At 40.7% G+C, this 18404-nt stretch carries 18 protein-coding genes; 11 read left to right on the top strand and 7 right to left on the bottom strand.

Features of this window, described 5'->3' with window-relative positions; all coding sequences use genetic code 11:
- Positions 1-3 precede the first annotated feature (3 nt).
- The 4 genes from lptA to kdsD are packed head-to-tail and all read right to left on the bottom strand — an operon-like array spanning position 4 to position 2704.
- Positions 4-567: a lipopolysaccharide ABC transporter substrate-binding protein LptA gene (gene lptA, locus KDJ85_RS03725; RefSeq protein WP_225818524.1), complete on the bottom strand. Its 564-nt coding sequence runs from the start codon at positions 565-567 to the stop codon at positions 4-6.
- Positions 551-1144 carry an LPS export ABC transporter periplasmic protein LptC gene (gene lptC, locus KDJ85_RS03720; protein WP_206083552.1) on the bottom strand — a complete coding sequence of 198 codons (594 nt, stop codon included), beginning with the start codon at positions 1142-1144 and terminating at the stop codon, positions 551-553. Before lptC ends, lptA begins: the two co-directional genes overlap by 17 nt.
- A 16-nt stretch (positions 1145-1160) precedes the next feature.
- On the bottom strand, positions 1161-1721 hold the full coding sequence (gene kdsC / locus KDJ85_RS03715) for a 3-deoxy-manno-octulosonate-8-phosphatase KdsC (protein WP_225818523.1): 561 nt from the start codon (positions 1719-1721) through the stop codon (positions 1161-1163).
- Between the two features lie 14 nt (positions 1722-1735).
- On the bottom strand, positions 1736-2704 hold the full coding sequence (kdsD, locus tag KDJ85_RS03710) for an arabinose-5-phosphate isomerase KdsD (RefSeq protein ID WP_047756204.1): 969 nt from the start codon (positions 2702-2704) through the stop codon (positions 1736-1738).
- Between the two features lie 472 nt (positions 2705-3176).
- On the opposite strand from kdsD, the gene mlaF reads away from it, so the two are divergent.
- The 11 genes from mlaF (at position 3177) to KDJ85_RS03655 (ending at position 14744) form a co-directional block, all read left to right on the top strand.
- Entirely contained in the window at positions 3177-3980 is an 804-nt protein-coding gene (gene mlaF / locus KDJ85_RS03705; RefSeq protein ID WP_206083555.1) for a phospholipid ABC transporter ATP-binding protein MlaF, read from the top strand.
- Positions 3981-3986: 6 nt separating this feature from the next.
- Positions 3987-4769: a lipid asymmetry maintenance ABC transporter permease subunit MlaE gene (gene mlaE / locus KDJ85_RS03700; RefSeq protein ID WP_047756206.1), complete on the top strand. Its 783-nt coding sequence runs from the start codon at positions 3987-3989 to the stop codon at positions 4767-4769.
- A gap of 3 nt (positions 4770-4772) precedes the next feature.
- The gene (gene mlaD, locus KDJ85_RS03695) at positions 4773-5270 is read left to right on the top strand and encodes an outer membrane lipid asymmetry maintenance protein MlaD (protein WP_047756207.1); all 498 of its coding nucleotides are present in this window, start codon (positions 4773-4775) and stop codon (positions 5268-5270) included.
- A 36-nt stretch (positions 5271-5306) separates the two neighbouring features.
- The gene (gene mlaC, locus KDJ85_RS03690; protein ID WP_206083557.1) at positions 5307-5936 is read left to right on the top strand and encodes a phospholipid-binding protein MlaC; all 630 of its coding nucleotides are present in this window, start codon (positions 5307-5309) and stop codon (positions 5934-5936) included.
- Position 5937: 1 nt separating this feature from the next.
- Positions 5938-6228, top strand: coding sequence for a lipid asymmetry maintenance protein MlaB (mlaB, locus tag KDJ85_RS03685; protein ID WP_225818522.1), 291 nt, complete (start codon positions 5938-5940; stop codon positions 6226-6228).
- A gap of 215 nt (positions 6229-6443) precedes the next feature.
- Complete coding sequence (gene ibaG, locus KDJ85_RS03680; protein WP_206083559.1) at positions 6444-6698, top strand: BolA family protein; 255 nt, start codon at positions 6444-6446, stop codon at positions 6696-6698.
- Positions 6699-6750: 52 nt separating this feature from the next.
- Positions 6751-8013, top strand: coding sequence for a UDP-N-acetylglucosamine 1-carboxyvinyltransferase (gene murA / locus KDJ85_RS03675; RefSeq protein ID WP_206083560.1), 1263 nt, complete (start codon positions 6751-6753; stop codon positions 8011-8013).
- Between the two features lie 638 nt (positions 8014-8651).
- The gene (locus tag KDJ85_RS03670; RefSeq protein ID WP_225818521.1) at positions 8652-9395 is read left to right on the top strand and encodes a Slam-dependent surface lipoprotein; all 744 of its coding nucleotides are present in this window, start codon (positions 8652-8654) and stop codon (positions 9393-9395) included.
- 6 nt (positions 9396-9401) lie between these two features.
- Entirely contained in the window at positions 9402-10928 is a 1527-nt protein-coding gene (locus KDJ85_RS03665) for a surface lipoprotein assembly modifier (protein WP_225818520.1), read from the top strand.
- Positions 10929-10946: 18 nt separating this feature from the next.
- Complete coding sequence (locus KDJ85_RS03660; protein ID WP_225818519.1) at positions 10947-13946, top strand: TonB-dependent receptor domain-containing protein; 3000 nt, start codon at positions 10947-10949, stop codon at positions 13944-13946.
- 45 nt (positions 13947-13991) lie between these two features.
- On the top strand, positions 13992-14744 hold the full coding sequence (locus tag KDJ85_RS03655) for an energy transducer TonB (RefSeq protein WP_225818518.1): 753 nt from the start codon (positions 13992-13994) through the stop codon (positions 14742-14744).
- 43 nt (positions 14745-14787) lie between these two features.
- Here KDJ85_RS03655 and degS read toward each other — a convergent pair whose 3' ends face one another.
- The 3 genes from degS to zapG all read right to left on the bottom strand — a co-directional run bounded on the left by degS (position 14788) and on the right by zapG (position 18142).
- On the bottom strand, positions 14788-15852 hold the full coding sequence (gene degS / locus KDJ85_RS03650) for an outer membrane-stress sensor serine endopeptidase DegS (protein WP_225818517.1): 1065 nt from the start codon (positions 15850-15852) through the stop codon (positions 14788-14790).
- A 115-nt stretch (positions 15853-15967) separates the two neighbouring features.
- Entirely contained in the window at positions 15968-17362 is a 1395-nt protein-coding gene (locus KDJ85_RS03645; protein WP_225818516.1) for a Do family serine endopeptidase, read from the bottom strand.
- A gap of 375 nt (positions 17363-17737) precedes the next feature.
- A complete protein-coding gene (gene zapG, locus KDJ85_RS03640) occupies positions 17738-18142 on the bottom strand; it encodes a Z-ring associated protein ZapG (RefSeq protein ID WP_206083563.1) in 405 nt (134 codons plus the stop codon).
- Positions 18143-18404: the final 262 nt, after the last annotated feature.

Raw genomic sequence — 18404 nt, 5'->3', positions numbered from 1 at the left:
CGATTATTTACTCTTACCCGTAGTTGCTGATGAATTGGTTGCTGCTGGGCCTTTTTCTTGCAATTGCGCTGGCAAAATCACGGTAGTCACGCGCTTGCCTTTATCACTAAAGGCTTCCATTTGCTGTGTTGGCACAACATAGGTGATTTTGTCGCCTTTAATGTTGCTGTCTAGCTGCTCTAAATATGCACCACCCGTTAACGTGACGAGCTGTTTATCAACTTCATAGCGCGCTTTGTTTGCATGGCCTTTAATTGGTTTGCCATCATCTTGTAGCTGATAAAAGGTCACAGGGTTACCAAATGCTTCGATCACGATTTTATCGGAGTCGCTGCTTGGACGTGTTACAACCACTTTGTTGGCTCGAATATCAATTGAGCCTTGTTTAATGATGACGTCATCGGTAAATGTGGTGACGTTCTTTTCTAGATCAAGGGACTGCTTAACCGAGTTAATTGTCATCGGTTGCTGGGTGTCACTTTTTAATGCCATCGCTGGGAGGCTAAGAGCCAAAATTGCACTGGCAACCGCTCCTTGAATAAAACGCTTCTTAGTTACTTGATTCATTTTGATGCTCTTCTGGTTGTAACACATAATGAGTTTTCACATCTTCGATTAATTCTGCGGTTCTAGTACGAAGATTTCCCTTCATTTTTAGACCAGTAGAATTAAGGCCATGTCCAATAATGGTCACTTTATCGTCAGATGAAACGTCTTGTGTTGTCAAATTGACAACTGCACTTTCAGTTGTAATTCGTTGGATCTGCGACTCTTTCGTTAAGCTATCGACTTGAACATCACTGTACAGATAAAGCACTCTATCGTTTGTTAACCTTGCTTTAAAAGCAGTGACTGTCCATGTTGGCACGCCCGCTTCATTATAAGTGGTTAAAACGGGTTTCGAAAACCACGTGATTTTTCCTTCGGTATAATTATCAATTTTATCCGAAACGAGTTTATACGCTAGATTTCCTGTTGGGTTATAGACGTAAGTTACGGAATCATCAGTTTGATAATTAGGTTGCCCATCATTGATTACTTTTTCCTGTGAGTCTGATGTGTCATTACCCGCTAAATTCCAGCCGATAAGCCCCAGCACAACTAAGGATAAAATAATGATTAACCACTTCTTCGCATTGCTCATGAATTCAATCTATTCGTTATATCGATAAGCCTTTTGCTTCTTCCAATTTACCTTGGGAAAGAAGGATCAGGTCACAAAGTTCACGTACTGCACCCTTACCACCACCGATGCGTGTTATGTAGTTCGCTTTTGGTAATAGCAGTGGATGTGCATCCGCAACAGCAACAGATAACCCAACTCGAGCCATTACTGGCCAATCGATAAGGTCGTCGCCAATATAAGCGACTTCGTCTTCTGCTAGCTGTAGTGTATCTAACAGTTCGCGATACGCCAAAAGCTTATCGCTTTGGCCTTGGTAAAGATGTGTAATGCCTAAAGTTTTTGCTCTATCTTCAAGGAGTTTCGCTTTTCTGCCTGTAATAATGGCGACGTCAATATTGGACGTTAATAGACAACGAATACCATAGCCATCACGCACATTAAAAGCTTTGAGCTCTTCACCACTATTGCCCATATATACCAAGCCATCGGACATCACACCGTCAACATCACAAATTAGCAGCTTAATTTTAGCGGCTTTTTCGATAACGGATGTTGCCACAGGACCGTAGCAAGTATCCACTTTTTGAGAACTCATGGTATTTCCTTATATTATACAACACCTGCTTGGAGCAGATCGTGCATGTGTAAAACACCGACTAATTTGTTGTTTTGTGCGACTAATAATGAGGTCACGTGTTTTGATTGCATTAAATTAAGCGCTTCAACCGCTAGCATACTGGGTGAAACCCGAATGCCACCAGGCGTCATGAGATCTGCAATTTTCGCGTTATTTAGGTCAATTCCCATATCAAAGATACGGCGCAAATCACCATCTGTAAAAATGCCCTCAATATTCATATCGTCATCACAGATAACCGTCATACCCAGTTTTTTACGGGTTATCTCGACTAAAGCTTCCCGCAAAGACGCGCTTTTAGGAATATGGGGGATATCTTCACCCGTATTCATTAAATCACGAACTAAGAGTAAAAGTTTGCGCCCGAGTGCGCCGCCTGGGTGAGAAAGTGCGAAATCATCCGCTGTAAATCCACGAGCAGTCAATAATGCGATAGCTAAGGCATCACCCATGACTAAGGTTGCAGTCGTACTGGTCGTTGGCGCGAGCCCTAATGGGCAGGCCTCCTGTGGTACTTTAATGCACAGATGCACATCTGCATATTTCCCCATATTACTATCAGGGTTGTTAGTCATGCAGATTAAGGGAACCTTAATACGTTTTAAAACAGGTAGTAACGCTAAAATTTCACCAGATTCCCCAGAGTTTGAAATCGCTAGCACCACATCTTTATTCGTGATCATCCCTAAATCACCATGGCTAGCTTCCCCTGGGTGAACAAAAAAGGAGGGTGTACCTGTACTGGCTAGCGTTGCTGCAATTTTACGGCCGATGTGCCCAGATTTCCCCATTCCCATCACGACAACTTTCCCTTCGCAGCTAAAAATTAATTGGCAAGCGCGGTTAAAGTCAGCATTTATATATTGTTCTAGGTTTTTTAAGCCTTCGTGTTCGATATGGAGAACTTCTTTACCTACTTTCTGAAAATCGAAGTTTGACATTTCTCGTTCCATGCGTAGCTTTTAAGTGAATCGGATAAGCAAAAATGAATTGTATAACGAATACTTAGTATCAGTAAGTATTTTGTCTGTTAAGCTATCTTTAATGATAGTTTTGTACCTAATTGTTATTTTACAGTGATCCAAAGTACAATTGGAGAGGTAAAATCTGCTTTCTTTAGCATCTTGAACCAAAAATAGGCGGATAAATTCGCGTATCCTCACCGTTAATGAAGCGTTATATTCTAAGAGCTGTCTGCTGTTATTGCAGGCAATTATTACTGACTATAAATTAGTTTTAATCGGTGTTATTTATACAAAAACACAGTTGTAACACTAAAAGTCACATTTTCGGCGCTATAATACTATAAATTCTATTTCGTTGTGATATTAGACGATTTTCAGTTTATCTTTCGGTAATATCTGAGCTGGTAAACATGATATTCAGGCATGATGTATAACGAGTTATTTAATAATGCAATCACAGACAGACAACTTAATTGAAGTACGGAACATGTCCTTTACTCGAGGTAATCGGAAAATATTTGAAAATATTAACCTGACTGTTCCTCGTGGTAAAATTACGGCAATAATGGGGCCATCTGGGATTGGTAAAACCACATTGCTGCGCTTGATTGGTGGGCAATTACGCCCCAGTGAGGGGGAAATTTGGTTTGATGGTGACAATATTCCGTCGCTATCACGTTCCAAGTTATATCAATCACGTAAAAAAATGAGCATGCTGTTCCAATCAGGGGCGCTGTTCACCGATATGGATGTGTTCAATAACGTGGCATTTCCGCTGCGAGAACACACAAATCTGCCAGAGTCTTTAATTCACACGACAGTGATGATGAAATTAGAGGCGGTTGGGTTACGCGGCGCCGCAAAACTGATGCCATCAGAGCTTTCTGGTGGGATGGCTCGCCGTGCCGCACTCGCACGTGCCATTGCCCTTGACCCTGATTTGATCATGTTTGATGAACCCTTTGTGGGGCAAGACCCGATTACTATGGGGGTCTTGGTTAAATTAATTGATGAGCTGAATCAAGCGCTTGGCGTAACATGTGTGGTGGTTTCTCACGATGTGCCTGAGGTCTTGAGCATTGCAGATAATGCATATATTGTTGCCCAGCAGCATGTTATTGCTCAGGGAACGGGTGAAGAGCTGCGTGATAATCAAGACCCTCGAGTGCGTCAATTTCTTGATGGTATCGCTGATGGTCCCGTGCCGTTCCGTTTTCCTGCCAATGATTATCTGGCTGATTTATTAGGGTAAAATAAGATGATAATAAAGGCGATAGCAGCCTTCGGACGTCGATGGATTGATATTTTTTCTGCCTTTGGTCGAGCAGGGTATATGCTGTTTCGTGCCTTATTGGGGAAACCTGAATTTGGCAAGCAGTGGCCACTTCTGATGAAGCAACTGTATGCTGTGGGCGTACAGTCTTTATTGATTGTGGCCGTATCGGGCTTATTTATTGGCATGGTACTGGGGCTACAAGGGTATCTTGTCCTCACCACATTCAGTGCAGAAGCTAGCCTTGGTATGATGGTGGCGCTTTCTTTATTAAGAGAGCTTGGCCCTGTTGTGACGGCCTTGTTATTTGCAGGGCGGGCAGGTTCGGCGTTGACCGCCGAAATTGGCTTAATGAAAGCCACGGAACAGATTTCGAGCTTAGAAATGATGGCAGTTGACCCATTAAGACGGGTTATTGCGCCGCGTTTTTGGGCGGGTTTTATTAGTATGCCATTGTTATCACTGATTTTTGTAGCTGTCGGTATTTTAGGCGGTGCATTGGTTGGTGTGGATTGGAAGGGAATTGATGAAGGTTTTTTCTGGGCATCAATGCAATCTTCAATCGACTGGCGATTAGATCTGGTTAACTGTGTTATCAAAAGCTTAGTGTTTGCTTTCACCGTAACATGGATCGCACTGTTTAATGGCTATGATGCAATTCCAACCTCGGAAGGGATCAGCCAAGCAACAACGAGAACCGTTGTTCACGCGTCATTGTCTGTTTTAGGACTGGATTTCGTACTTACCGCACTGATGTTTGGGAACTAAGTCATGCAAAGTAAAAAAAGTGAAATATGGGTTGGCTGTTTTATGTTGTTGGCGATTGCCGCAATTATCTTTTTGTGTTTAAAAGTCGCCGATTTGAAATCAATTGGTAGCCAATCTACCTATCAAATTTCAGCGTCTTTTGAAAATATTGGTGGCTTGAAAGAAGGTTCTCCGATCAAAGTCGGTGGGGTAGTTGTCGGCCGTGTTGCCAGTATCACTCTCGATAAAAAGAACTATGTACCCGAAGTGAAAATCGACTTATTAAGTGAATATGACAATATTCCAGATTCAAGTTCTTTATCCATTCGTACATCAGGTTTACTGGGTGAACAGTATATTGCCATGAATATTGGCCCTGATGATGAAGAGTTAGGGATTGCGATTTTGAAAAATGGCGGACGCCTTGAAGATACTAAACCCGCTATGGTGTTAGAAGATTTAATCGGACAGTTCTTGTATAAGAGTGGCGATAGCCAAGGTGCAGAACCTGCATCTAAGTAATGTGAAGCTCCCTCAAAATAGTTAAAGGAATGAATTATGTTTAAACGTTTAATGATGGTTGCCATGTTGGCTATTGCGCCATTTGCGATGGCAGTAGACCAAACTAATCCGTATAAATTAATGGATGAGGCGGCAGCAAAAACTTTTACTCGGTTGAAATCTGAACAGCCTAAAATCAAACAAGATCCTGAATATCTAAGAACGATTGTCCGTGAAGAATTACTGCCTTATGTGCAAATTAAATATGCCGGTGCACTCGTTTTAGGTACTTACTATAAAGGCGCAACGCCCGCACAACGTGATGCTTACTTTGCGGCATTTGAAGATTACCTTGAGCAGGTTTATGGCCAAGCATTGGCGATGTACCATGGTCAAACCTACCAAATTGCGCCAGAACAACCCATTGGTGATAAAAATATTGTTGCCATTCGCGTAACGATAACTGATACCAATGGCCGTCCTCCAGTGCGCTTAGACTTCCAATGGCGTAAAAACAGTAAAACAGGTTACTGGCAGGCATATGACATGATTGCTGAAGGCGTAAGTATGATCACCACCAAGCAAAACGAGTGGGGGGATATTTTACGTAAGCAAGGTATTGATGGCTTAACAAAACAGTTAGAAATCAGTGCAAAAGCCCCAATTACGTTAGAAGAGAAAAACTAGTATGAGCCAAGTATTGGCATGGGAAAAAACGCAAGCAACGTTGTATCTGACGGGGTCATTAGACCGTGACTCATTGATGTCGTTTTGGGACAAAAAGTCCCCACAGCTGGAACATATTGAGAAAATAGATGTTTCTGGCTTAACCCATGTAGATTCAACGGGGCTTGCTATGTTAGTTCGCTTAAAAGGGGAGTTTCAAGCTAAAAAACAGCCTCTGAATATTATTGGGGCCAGTGATAACTTGAATACACTTATTGAGTTATATGGAGTGAAAAGCATCATTCTGGATTAAGGCGATGAGTCTTAAATTTAGTCAAGTTATGTAAAAATAAGCGCCTCTACGTGCATTTGTGCGTAAGAGGCGTTTTCTTTGGTTTAAGTGTTAGGCGTAATCCTTTAGGATAGGCGTTTATGCTCTTTTAATTCGAGTTGTGACTAATTGGGCACATTCAACTAGAATTAGTCAGAGTAAAATTAAAAACCACAAATAATCATAATAGAGTCACTATGGAAACCAACGAAATAAAACAAGTATTGATGGAAAAGTTGTCTCTGGATGAGGCTATTGTTACGGGTGATGGTAGCCACTTTCAGGTTATCGCTGTCGGTGACATGTTTGACGGTATGAGCCGTGTTAAGCAACAGCAAGCAATTTATGCGCCATTGATGGAATATATTGCGGATAACCGCATCCATGCTCTATCAATTAAAGCGTACACCCCTGCGCAATGGGAGCGCGATCGTAAACTTAGTGGTCTTTGATTTCAAAGCCTAAGCGAACAGCCTGTACAATTCGACATACGAGAATACTTGAATGGATAAGTTTTTAGTTAAAGGACCAACCCGTTTATCGGGTGAGGTTACTATTTCTGGCGCGAAAAACGCTGCGCTGCCAATCCTGTTCGCTGCTCTATTGGCTGAAGAGCCAGTAGAAATACAGAATGTTCCTCATTTGAGGGATATCGACACCACCATCAAATTATTGAATCAGCTTGGTACGAAAGTGAAACGCAATGGTTCTGTATTTGTTGATGCAAGCACAGTAAGCACTTACTGCGCGCCTTATGACCTCGTGAAAACTATGCGTGCTTCTATCTGGGCGCTGGCACCTTTAGTTGCACGTTTTGGTCATGGTGAAGTTTCTCTGCCAGGTGGCTGTGCGATTGGTGCTCGTCCTGTTGATCTACATATTTCTGGTTTAGAACAGTTAGGTGCAAATATTGTTTTGGAAGATGGTTATGTGAAAGCTACCGTCGATGGCCGCCTAAAAGGGGCATGCATCGTGATGGATAAAGTCAGTGTTGGAGCAACCGTTTCAATTATGACCGCAGCCACATTAGCTGAAGGCACTACCGTCATTGAAAATGCTGCGCGTGAGCCTGAAATTGAAGATACAGCCAATTTCTTAAACACGCTTGGTGCAAAAATTACTGGTGCAGGAACGGACCGTATCGTGATTGAAGGGGTGGAACGTTTAGGCGGTGGGACATACCAAGTTCTGCCAGACCGTATTGAAACTGGCACATTCTTAATCGCAGCGGCTGTTTCTCGTGGTAAAGTCATTTGCCGTAATGCACGTCCAGACACTCTAGATGCAGTATTAGCAAAACTGCGTGAAGCAGGTGCAACGATTGAAATAGGTGATGACTGGATTAGCCTAGATATGGAAGGTAAGCGCCCTAAAGCGGTTACTATTCGTACTGCACCACACCCAGGGTTCCCAACTGACATGCAAGCACAATTTAGCTTACTTAACCTAGTGGCTGAAGGTGCTGGGCTTATCACTGAAACGATTTTCGAAAACCGATTTATGCACATCCCTGAGCTTATCCGTATGGGGGCTCATGCAGAAATTGAAAGTAATACAGTGCTATGCCATGGCGTTGAGAAATTAACTAGCGCACAAGTGATGGCAACAGATTTACGTGCATCTGCAAGTCTTGTGATTGCTGGCTGTATTGCGGAAGGCACCACAACGGTTGACCGTATTTACCACATTGACCGCGGTTATGAACATATCGAAGATAAACTGCGTGGTTTAGGCGCTGACATTCAACGCGTCCATTCAGACGACTAATCGAAAGCTTTCATATATCGATCATATATTGAATAGAAGGCTGCTTTAGAGATAAAGCGGCCTTCTTATTCTCCCCCCAAATCTACGCGTATTTCATACTTTTTTAGCTGTTAATCAAATGATTGAGTTTATTAAATATCAATTTAGATTCAAATAAACCTACTATCTGAACTGTCTATTTAAGCTTAAAAAAGCGTATACCCGCCAAACGACACTGAGAAATTCTACCATTTTATCCTACGTCGATATTTTAATTTAATGTTAATCTCATCAATCATATAGATCACGAAAATTTATATATGAAAAATAATTAATTATGAAATAACGATTAGTTTAGTCGCTATACGCATTATGATTATCTAAATCCATCCGTTAATCACTCAAAAACAACCTCGACCAACAAGACCTAAAAAACAATATCATCATGAAAACAATGAGTTTTTAATGATTTTAAATTGTTTTATCGTGGAAAATTATTGAGGTTCAAATAATTCACGTATAAATAATAATGATAATAATTATTATTTGCAATTGAGAGTTGTTATTATATACTGGAAATCGATCATTTTTGTTAATGATTGAAAGGTGTGATTGGTCAGTTATGTGTAAATTTAACATTTATTTAATAAGGACTACCGATGAAAAACTTATCTCTACTCGCTGTAATGGTTTCATTAGCAAGCACCACCTTTATTGCCAAAGCCGAAACTTTTTCGGCACAAAGCCAAGCGTATGATTCAAATGGCGTAGAAGTCAATGTTGGCCCGACAGAGTTTGCAGCGGGTACACACTCAGGGGTGATTGGCGACCCAGGCGTAGGCTTAAAATCGATAGCAAATGGAACCCGAATTGGTTTCTCTGGTTTTAAATCACTGGCTCCTGCAAATGCGGATGGTGTACATGTTCTTGCTGCATCAAGCGGCGGTCATGGGGGTGGGATGGGAGAATTCCACTTTACACAAGTTGCTAATGCAGAAATTTACTTTGGTGATTGGTCTAAAACTGGAGCGGCAGGCGATCAAACACACACTGCCTTCTACTCAGGTAAAGATGCTACAGAGTCAGTGCCAACAGCGGGTACGGCGGAATATACCATCGCAGGGATCAATCAATTTGATGGCCCTGGAAAACTTAGCGGTAAATTCACTGCTGACTTCGGCAAAAGTGAATATGTAGGCTCATTAAGCGGCCAGTCACTTAATATCACTATGAATGGTGATATTTTAAACAAAGGTCAATTCGCAGGGGAAGCGGTCGCGAATGGGACACTGCAAGGGACTAGCTCCGGGCAGTTCTTTGGTGCGAATGCTGAGCATGTAGCGGGTATCACGACCTTCCAAGATGATCATACTAAAGACACTGCATTTGGTGGCTCTAAATAAGAGCTGATGAATATTGGCGGGAAGGGATTTCTGCCATTCGTTATTGTATGGACTCAATATAATAAAAAATTTATGTTGACCTTAAGACTCTATTTATTATTTATATTATTTCTTAGCTTCCACGCTTTAGGTCTTTCTGATGATACAGAAAACTATCGCTTTTGGATAAAAGACAAATCAGGCTTTAGAGAAAACACACCATTCATTGATGATAATAAATCAATTATTTCTGAGAATTTGGAAATTAACTTTGATGGAAAAAAATATAAAATTAATAATAATGTCAATGAAATGGGAATGGCGATATATATTGCATTAAATAAACAGCAATACGCTGATGTTACTCGACTACTACCTCTTTATCAAAATCTCAAACAGCATGATATTTTATTGGTTAAATTTGCACTGGCAGAAATTGCTCGTTCAAAGCGTAGCTACTCATCCGCTATTCAAAACTATAAAGAGATCCTTAGTATCAATCCTAATTTTTTACGGGTAGAGCTAGAGCTTGCTAGAACCTATTTTGACGATAAGCAAAATAATGAGTCCCTTGCTCAATTCAATAAAGTATTAGATAAGTATGCACAGCAACTACCACCAAATGTGATGGCGACCATTTCGCAATTTACCAGTGCATTAGAGAGTCAGAATGATTGGAAGGGCAGCTTATCATTCGGATATGGATTCAATTCTAACCTAAATCAGGTTCCAGGTGATGGGCGGCAAACCTGTTTTTCTAACCAACAGACAAAATATTGCTATGGTGCAAAAAAACGTATCAGTGATAGTAAGTTAGCCTATGATGGAAATTTAAATCGTACGTGGCCATTGATGCAAAATCATAACATTGCATTCAAAAGCTATACCTATGGTTATAAATATCAAAAAGAAAGTGATTACAATGAGAACATAACCAATCTTAAGGTGTTATATCAATATAGTGATGCAAAGAAATCATTTTCATTAGGTCCAGTAAGTGAGTTTAAATTTGTTGGTGATAAAAATTATTACCACGGGATTGGGATAAGTCTCGACACTGAGTATTTGTTTACATCGAAATTTTCACTTAACACAAACCTTGATTATCAAAAATTAACCTATCGTAGCCCATATCAAAACAATGATGGAAATAAAACCAATGCGTATATCACAGGAATATATGCAATAGATTCAGATTTCATTATTTTTGGTGGGATTGATAGCTCATTGGTAAACAAAAAATTTGAAAGTGACAGCTATAAACAATATGGCGTGAGGTTAGGTCTCTTCAAAGATTATCAACGTGAATATCAGTTAATGGGAATGATGTCATTCAAGAAAACAAAATTTAATGATATCGCTTATATGCTTAATGGTAAGACACGCAATGATAATGAGCAGCTGTATTTGATTAAATTAAGCTCACCTAAATATCAAATTCTGACTTTCACCCCATCAATTAATTATAAATACCGAACAAATACGAGTTCGGCGGATGCGCTGTACTCTTATAAACAAAATGAAGTGGAATTTAAATTGGAAAAACGTTTTTAATTATATCTGGTACTCAAAATGAATAAAAAGAATATTATCGCGCTCAATATTTCCGCTGGGCTAACGATGACACTACTTCCTACACTTGCGACTGCGGAAAATAAAGAACATTTAGGCACGATTATCGTCAATGATAAATCGGAATCGATTAAGGAAAGAGACCAAAAAGGTGCTGATGATCAATATGATAGAAATGAATCAAATGTCTATTTAGGAAAGGAAACCGTCGAACGATATAAGGGGGCAAACCCAGCGGATGTCCTTAATAGCGCAATTGGTGTTTATAGTGGAGACGCGAGAAACAGTGGGGCGTTAGACCCAAATATTCGTGGCATTCAAGGGCAAGGTCGAGTACCTGTTACTGTTGATGGTACAGAACAGGCGTTAACCGTATGGCGTGGATATAACGGTGCGAATAATCGTAACTACGTTGACCCGAATATGATAAGCAGCATCACGATAGATAAAAGTCCATCTCTTAACCCAGAGGTGAAAACCTCAGTTGGCGGTGGTATTGCGATTAGAACTCTGAATATTGATGATGTTGTTGCACCAGATGATGAGTTTGGTTTTGACTTAAAACTCGAAACGAGTAGCAACTCCACTAAACCACGAGAGCCTCATTTGCGTCTTGGATCTGATTATCGTGATGACCCCGATATTATAAATAATTTGCGTGGTGGTGTTCAGTCAACGAGTTTATTTAATGATCCGGCAGTGTTACTGAACGCGAAATCTCGAGGCAATGCAAATTTCTTCAATTTTAAAGATAACGCGGTACGTATTGCAGTGGGGACACGGCAAGAGCGTTTCGATGTTATGGCAGCCTATAGCTATCGCAATCAAGGCAACTATTTTGCAGGAACGCGCGGCGCTAATCGCTATAAAGACAAAGTTGTTACTCACGATCCGAAAAACCCATCAACGCCAGTTGATCCATACCTACCATTTGCTGCTAATGTGTTTGCACCGGGTAAAGAGGTGACAAATACCTCTAGCGAAATGGAAACGTATTTATTTAAAACCAATTTGTTCTTAAGTGACTCACAAAAACTCTCTTTAGGCTATACACATACAACCAATCATTACGGCGAAATTATGCCGTCACGAATTAGTTTTATGGATTTGGGCGGCAAAGTACCACAGTGGCCTCTCGCAAAATTTAATATTCAAGCGTTCAACGCTGATTATTTTTTAAATCCTGAAGATAACCCGTATGTAAACATGAAATTAGGTTACTGGATGACTAAAACGACCAGTGATACCAATACATCGGGAGGGTTTCCTAGAGAACCAAAAGAACGTGACCACATGTTTGAAAGTGGTTGGGGGCCGCGTAATCCAAACATTGATGGGACGCTAATTGCAGGAGCTGCGTTAAATTCAATTAATAAGCGAGAAGGGGTAAATCTATCGAATAAATTAGAATTACACAATCGCTTAGATCTGACTTTAATGGGCAGCTTTACGAAAGAAACCATTGATACAGATGACGATATCTTTAGTTATTCAAGTAAAGCGACATCCAGTATGTTCCGCGCTGTGCCTCGCGAAGGTGAACGAGAAGAAACCACATTGGCGTTCAATTTTGAGTGGCGACCGACAGATTGGTTAAATTTAACCGCGGGAGCACAACGTACAAGCTATTGGTCTCAAGATCACTTGCTCAATAAGCGCCGTGAAGCAAAAGATCCAAACTATGCGAAACAAAACGAGTTATTAGCGAAAAATTACAATATTTCTCGAACAGTCACTGAAGATGAATATAACAAATTAAATAGCTATGTTGATGCTAAGGGACGAAGTTTTAGCGATGTAAGAAACTCCCCTTATCGCTTAAAAGCTTTTACAGAAGAGGTGCTGGGTTACCAAAAAGGGTCGTTAGAATCCGTGAAGTTTGAGCGTAATAATGAAACTCGTGAATTTAGAATTGAAGAACGTTCAGCTGCCAAATGGACCCCAAATGGTAAAAATAAATTTACGCGAGAAACCAATCCATTTTATAACGGCACATACGATACGAATGAACAAGTGGTGGACCCTTTCACGGGAGAGTTAGTCAATCGCTATGTTCCAACCCTTTCTGGTAGTGCGAATAACCAATCTGACATTCGTTATTTGACAGATGAAGAGCGCTTCCAAAAACAGAAAAAGAAAAAAGCACACGCATGGGCGCCTGCATTTTCGGCTTCCGCTTACATTACGGACGATGATCGTGTTTTTGCGAGTTACACTGAAACAGTGCGTATGCCAAGCGTGTTTGAAGATACTGTCGGATTTTCGGGATCTCGTGGTTATGCAGCACTGACCGAAGATTTTGTTCCTGAACGTGGTAAAACGATAGAGATAGGCTATGTGCGTAACATGCAAAGCTTATTAGGCGCACAACGCTTTGCGGATGTGCGTATCAATTATTATCACACAGTGATTGAAAATGCATTTGAGCGAGACAACAGCTTACGATTTACTCAAGTTGATGAACACAATACCGCCGGTATTGAGGTACAAGCACGCTATGACAATGGTAATGTATTTGGTGATATCGGTGTTGACTATCGCCTAAAAAATGAAGTCTGTGACAGCGCTTCTGTTGCATTATTAGATCCTACCAATAAATACAATATCTCAAGATGTATAGACGCAGGATTTCCTGGGGGCTTCTTACGTACACAGTTACAACCGAAATACAGTATTAACAGTAATATAGGGATGCGTTTCTTAGATGAGCAGCTCGAAGTTGGTAGCCGCATGCGTTATCACAGTAAAGCGGAAAATAATGATGAAAAGGAGATGATGGGCAAATACCCAGCTAATTTTGCACCGCTTAACAATAGCCCAATGCGTTGGAACCCTGTTTTTGTTGCTGATGCGTATGTTAGTTATGACATTAATAAAGATATGGGAGTGGAATTATTGGTAACCAATCTTTTAGATGAATACTATGTCGACCCATTGACAAGAACTATGATGCCAGCTCCTGGACGAACTTTCAGACTTAGCTTTAGTAGCCATTTCTAAATGGAGGAGCCTTTCTTTTCACCTAAAAGAAAGGCTTATAGCAATATGATAAAAAGTCGAAACTTCGTTACTGGATGTGTTTCAATCGTGCTACACCTCGGTGTGGCATGGTTTCTTTTTCATGTCACAGAGGAGCCAATATCCGCACGAAATCAAGCGAATATAGCATCACCAGTTGTATCGATAGCACTGACTGAAGCTGCTCAAGAAGTAGTACCAGAAGAGCAGAAGCTATTACCTGAACCAGCACAAACACAAATTGAATCGCCAGTAGTTGTAGAAAAAGCTGCCATTGTGATCCCTAAAAATCAGAAGAAAGTTGATAAAAAAAGAGCTAAACCAACTGAAAGTAAAGAGATAGTGGTTGCGAAAAAAGAGAAATTATCACCAAAAGAAACAGATAAGCCCACTAAAAACGAAAATACGGAGTCAGTACTGGCTAAAGTAGGTGATAAAGTCAATTCTCAATCAGGGGGGGTGGTCAGTGCAACAAGCAAAGTCGCTTCAGGGGAAGCGAATAATCAGCTGATGAATGAATATCGCGAGAAATTACGCCGAGAAGTGGAAAGTAATAAAACTTATCCAAGACGTGCAAAAAAAATGAAGAACCGCGGGATGGCGAAAGTTCAGTTTCAATTATCCGGTTCGGGGGATATCTCTTCAGCTCGCCTTGTTGCAAGTTCTGGTAATGAATTATTAGATAATGCAGCGTTGATAGCGGTAGAAAAAAGTCGTTCGGTGGGGGCTCCACCAATAGGTTTTGCTCGGTCAATTACTTTAAATATAGAATTTAATTAATGAGGTGAAGCTGATTCTTTTGATGGGCATTGTTGAACAGAGCTTACAACGTTTGCCCATCAGGATTTTCTTCAATAATCACATCGAGATCTTTCACTTCGCCATCGCGTAAAACTTTTACTGTAATTTTACTGCCAGGGCGAATTTCAGCGACTAAATCCATTGTTTCAGCGGCGGAAACAGCAGGTTTTCCATCAACAGATAAAATAATATCCCCTTGTACAATACCCGATTTAGCAGCTGGGCCATTTGGGGCAACTTGGAAAACACGTAGCCCTTGTATTTGATTGATATTATTGTTGTTTGACCTAATTTGCGGTAGTTCACGTGCAGTAATACCAATATAACCACGGATCACGCGGCCATCACGGATCAGCTTATCCATAATTTTTGTGGCAAGCGCGGTTGGGATAGCAAAACTGAGGCCTTCAGAGGTAATGCCTTGCCCCGCGGTAAAGGACAGAGTGTTAATTCCCACTAACTCGCCTTCGGTATTAATCAGTGCTCCACCTGAGTTACCTGAGTTAATCGAAGCATCTGTTTGTAAGAAATTTTGCCGACGAGTAGAGCTTAAGCCAACACGACCAGTCGCACTGATAATACCTTGAGTCACAGTTTGCCCAATGTTGTATGGATTTCCGATAGCAAGAACGACATCACCTACATGAGTAATACGTTGAGTATTAATTGGAATGACAGGGAGGTTATCGGCATCAATTTTTAATACCGCAAGATCGGTGAGCGTATCAGAGCCTACCAGTAATGCATCAAAAATTGCGCCATCTTGCAGTGCAACTAAAATTTGGTCTGGGTTATCAACAACATGCTTGTTAGTAATGATATAGCCATTCGGGCTCATAATGACACCAGAGCCTAACGATTTAAGTTCACGACCAGACTGGGAGAAACTACCTTTGGAGCTACTGTAGACATAAACCACGGCAGGGGCTGCACGGCGTACAGCTTTGTTATAACTAACAGGCTCACTATCCGTTTTGCCATACAGTAAATCAGCTAAACCTTGCGGACGCAATGAAGGCACCGCAATGATGATAATCAATGCAGCTAATAGGCCTAGCATGACAGAAATAGTAAGCTTCTTAACCATAAAATATTGGAGATTCAGTTATTTCTTAAACATATACTGAGCATAACATAAAAAAACAGGCGCAGTAGAGTGATACTGTGCCTGTTTTATTGACTTTAAGACCGATTTTTATCAATTAATTACGCATTAATAAATATAAGGTTTCGCCGTCACGTAATACTTTCATTGCTAACACGGGTGGTTTGCCATCGATAATTTTACGGAATTGATCAATAGTTTCAACTCGTTGGTCATTGACACCAAAGATTAAGTCTCCTTTGACTAAACCAATTGCAGCGGCTGGAGACTTAGGTGCGACGCTATCGACTTGAACACCACGTGTATTGCTAATGGTTGCATTAGAAATAGTTGCACCCAATAATGATTCAGTTAATTTTTCAGCTCTTGTTGCTGAACCTTCATCATTTTCAAGGACAACTTTCACGTCCATCGGTTTACCCGAGCGGATCAGGCCGATAGTAATTTCTTTACCGATTTGACTGGTGCCGATTTTGGCTCTTAATTCTGCAAAGCTATTGATGCGTTTGCCATCGACAGAAACTAATACGTCCCCAGACTTAATCCCCGCTTTCGCAGCAGAGGACTTCGGTAGAACTTCATTGACGAATGCACCACGTTGAGCATCAGTATTAAAGGCTTTTGCGATATCAGAGTTCATCTCAGTCCCTTTAATACCGAGGATACCGCGCTTAACCTCACCGTGTTTAATCAGCTGCTCACTGAGATTTTTTGCCATATTACTTGGAATAGCAAAACCGATGCCGATATTACCACCACCTGGTGCTAAAATAGCGGTATTGATACCAATCAGCTCACCATTTAAGTTGACTAAAGCACCACCAGAGTTACCCCGGTTGATAGAGGCATCGGTTTGAATAAAGTTCTCTAAGCCTTCAAGATTCAAGCCACTACGGCCTAATGCTGAGATAATACCTGACGTTGCCGTTTGCCCCAACCCAAATGGGTTACCAACCGCGACAGCAAAATCACCAACACGTAACTTATCAGAGTCTGCGATATTAACCGCAGTTAAGTTTTTGATATCTTTATCGTTAGAGATTTTAAGCAATGCGATATCTGTTTGTGGATCTTTACCAATCAGCTTTACAGCGATTTCACGGCCGTCATTGAGTTGAATTTGAATTTTATCTGCACCATCAATGACATGGTTGTTAGTTAAAATATAGCCTTGTTGTGCATCGATAATCACGCCCGAACCGAGCCCTTCAAAAGGACGCACGCTTTGTTGTTGTGAAGGGGTATTTGGGCCAAAGAAGAATTTTAATTCTTCTGGAATTTGTTGATTTTGTACACGGGTTCCTGACACGTGAATATTCACAACCGCAGGCAGAACTTTTTCAAGCATAGGTGCAAGGCTTGGCATGTTTTGGCTTTGCGCTGTTGCTGGTAATGTTGCAGGTAGCGCAGCGCTACTTATCGTTGGGATAGTGGCCAGTGATAAGCCTAAACTCATTGCTACAGCGGTAAGAAAAAAGTTTTTTCTTTTCATAATTCAGTTAATTCTCTCAAGAATAAAGGTTCAATTCATTGTGGAGCCTTTTATATAGGCAAGCACAATGCGTTTCTATTTGGTTGGTATAAGATTCAATTTTACTGATGACTATGACCACAGATTATGCGCAAAAGTTCCACTTACGAATAGCAATTAACCACTCTTTTACATCTATTTACATGTAACTTAAGTAATACTTTAACTTCTATACGGTAGTTAAATAAATCGTCTAATTGAATTTAGATGGAAATATTGTTCAGGATTATTAAATGAATGTTTTACAGCAGATGATGCGAATTGAATGGGGAATTTGAGTTAATGCAACAAGAAATCACCAGCAAGTGAGACTTACTGGTGATATACAATTAGAAACTATTTTTCTTTCTCTTCGATAGGTCGAAATAAGCCTGATGCGCTATCTGAATAATCTCTTGGTGGCATTTTTACTGGCGCTTGATCGTTATCGGCTTCAGATTCCGTTAAACGATAGTTAAACGGGTTATCTTGTGCTGGCATATCTGGCATTAATTCAGATGAACTTTGTGCCATATGTTGGTAAAGCTGACGGTAATCACGCGCCATTTTATCCAATAATTCTGCGCTACGAGCAAAGTGGCTGACTAATTCTTTACGGTACTCTTCCAGTTCAGTACTTTTTTTGTCTAGCTCAGCTTGCGCTGTTTTTTGTTGGCGAAGTTTTGGATTACCATAGCGGACAACTAATGCACCGATGATAAAACCAACAATCAATCCGATTAATGCATACTCCCAGGTCATGCTGACTCCTTCATTACTTCAATGTTCGCAGAAATTAAGCGTCGTTACCGTTACTATACCTTAAATAATTCAAGTTGCATGTAGACGTCAAGTAAAGCACCTCAACATATTGTAATTTGGCCGTTAAGTGATGAGAAAACCGGCAGCGCTTGAATCGAGTAAATGTAAAACAATTAACCGCTTTTTAAGAGTGGAATCTTAAGGTGAATTTCCTTACTCTATGGTGATTCGTTAACCGAAAGTTAAATGATAACTGAATCTG

It is taken from the genome of Providencia vermicola, assembly GCF_020381325.1.
In the GTDB taxonomy this organism is placed as follows: Bacteria; Pseudomonadota; Gammaproteobacteria; order Enterobacterales; family Enterobacteriaceae; genus Providencia; species Providencia vermicola.
This window is presented reverse-complemented; position numbering and strand designations above follow the sequence as displayed.

Bases quoted from the DNA above. Each gene is read 5' to 3' on its own strand.
- kdsD (WP_047756204.1), bottom strand. From the start codon at position 2,704: ATGTCAAACTTCGATTTTCAGAAAGTAGGTAAAGAAGTTCTCCATATC.
- kdsC (WP_225818523.1), bottom strand. From the start codon at position 1,721: ATGAGTTCTCAAAAAGTGGATACTTGCTACGGTCCTGTGGCAACATCC.
- KDJ85_RS03670 (WP_225818521.1), top strand. From the start codon at position 8,652: ATGAAAAACTTATCTCTACTCGCTGTAATGGTTTCATTAGCAAGCACC.
- mlaF (WP_206083555.1), top strand. From the start codon at position 3,177: ATGCAATCACAGACAGACAACTTAATTGAAGTACGGAACATGTCCTTT.
- murA (WP_206083560.1), top strand. From the start codon at position 6,751: ATGGATAAGTTTTTAGTTAAAGGACCAACCCGTTTATCGGGTGAGGTT.
- lptC (WP_206083552.1), bottom strand. From the start codon at position 1,144: ATGAGCAATGCGAAGAAGTGGTTAATCATTATTTTATCCTTAGTTGTG.
- ibaG (WP_206083559.1), top strand. From the start codon at position 6,444: ATGGAAACCAACGAAATAAAACAAGTATTGATGGAAAAGTTGTCTCTG.
- KDJ85_RS03665 (WP_225818520.1), top strand. From the start codon at position 9,402: ATGAATATTGGCGGGAAGGGATTTCTGCCATTCGTTATTGTATGGACT.
- mlaB (WP_225818522.1), top strand. From the start codon at position 5,938: ATGAGCCAAGTATTGGCATGGGAAAAAACGCAAGCAACGTTGTATCTG.
- mlaC (WP_206083557.1), top strand. From the start codon at position 5,307: ATGTTTAAACGTTTAATGATGGTTGCCATGTTGGCTATTGCGCCATTT.
- degS (WP_225818517.1), bottom strand. From the start codon at position 15,852: ATGGTTAAGAAGCTTACTATTTCTGTCATGCTAGGCCTATTAGCTGCA.
- zapG (WP_206083563.1), bottom strand. From the start codon at position 18,142: ATGACCTGGGAGTATGCATTAATCGGATTGATTGTTGGTTTTATCATC.
- mlaD (WP_047756207.1), top strand. From the start codon at position 4,773: ATGCAAAGTAAAAAAAGTGAAATATGGGTTGGCTGTTTTATGTTGTTG.
- mlaE (WP_047756206.1), top strand. From the start codon at position 3,987: ATGATAATAAAGGCGATAGCAGCCTTCGGACGTCGATGGATTGATATT.
- KDJ85_RS03645 (WP_225818516.1), bottom strand. From the start codon at position 17,362: ATGAAAAGAAAAAACTTTTTTCTTACCGCTGTAGCAATGAGTTTAGGC.
- KDJ85_RS03660 (WP_225818519.1), top strand. From the start codon at position 10,947: ATGAATAAAAAGAATATTATCGCGCTCAATATTTCCGCTGGGCTAACG.
- lptA (WP_225818524.1), bottom strand. From the start codon at position 567: ATGAATCAAGTAACTAAGAAGCGTTTTATTCAAGGAGCGGTTGCCAGT.
- KDJ85_RS03655 (WP_225818518.1), top strand. From the start codon at position 13,992: ATGATAAAAAGTCGAAACTTCGTTACTGGATGTGTTTCAATCGTGCTA.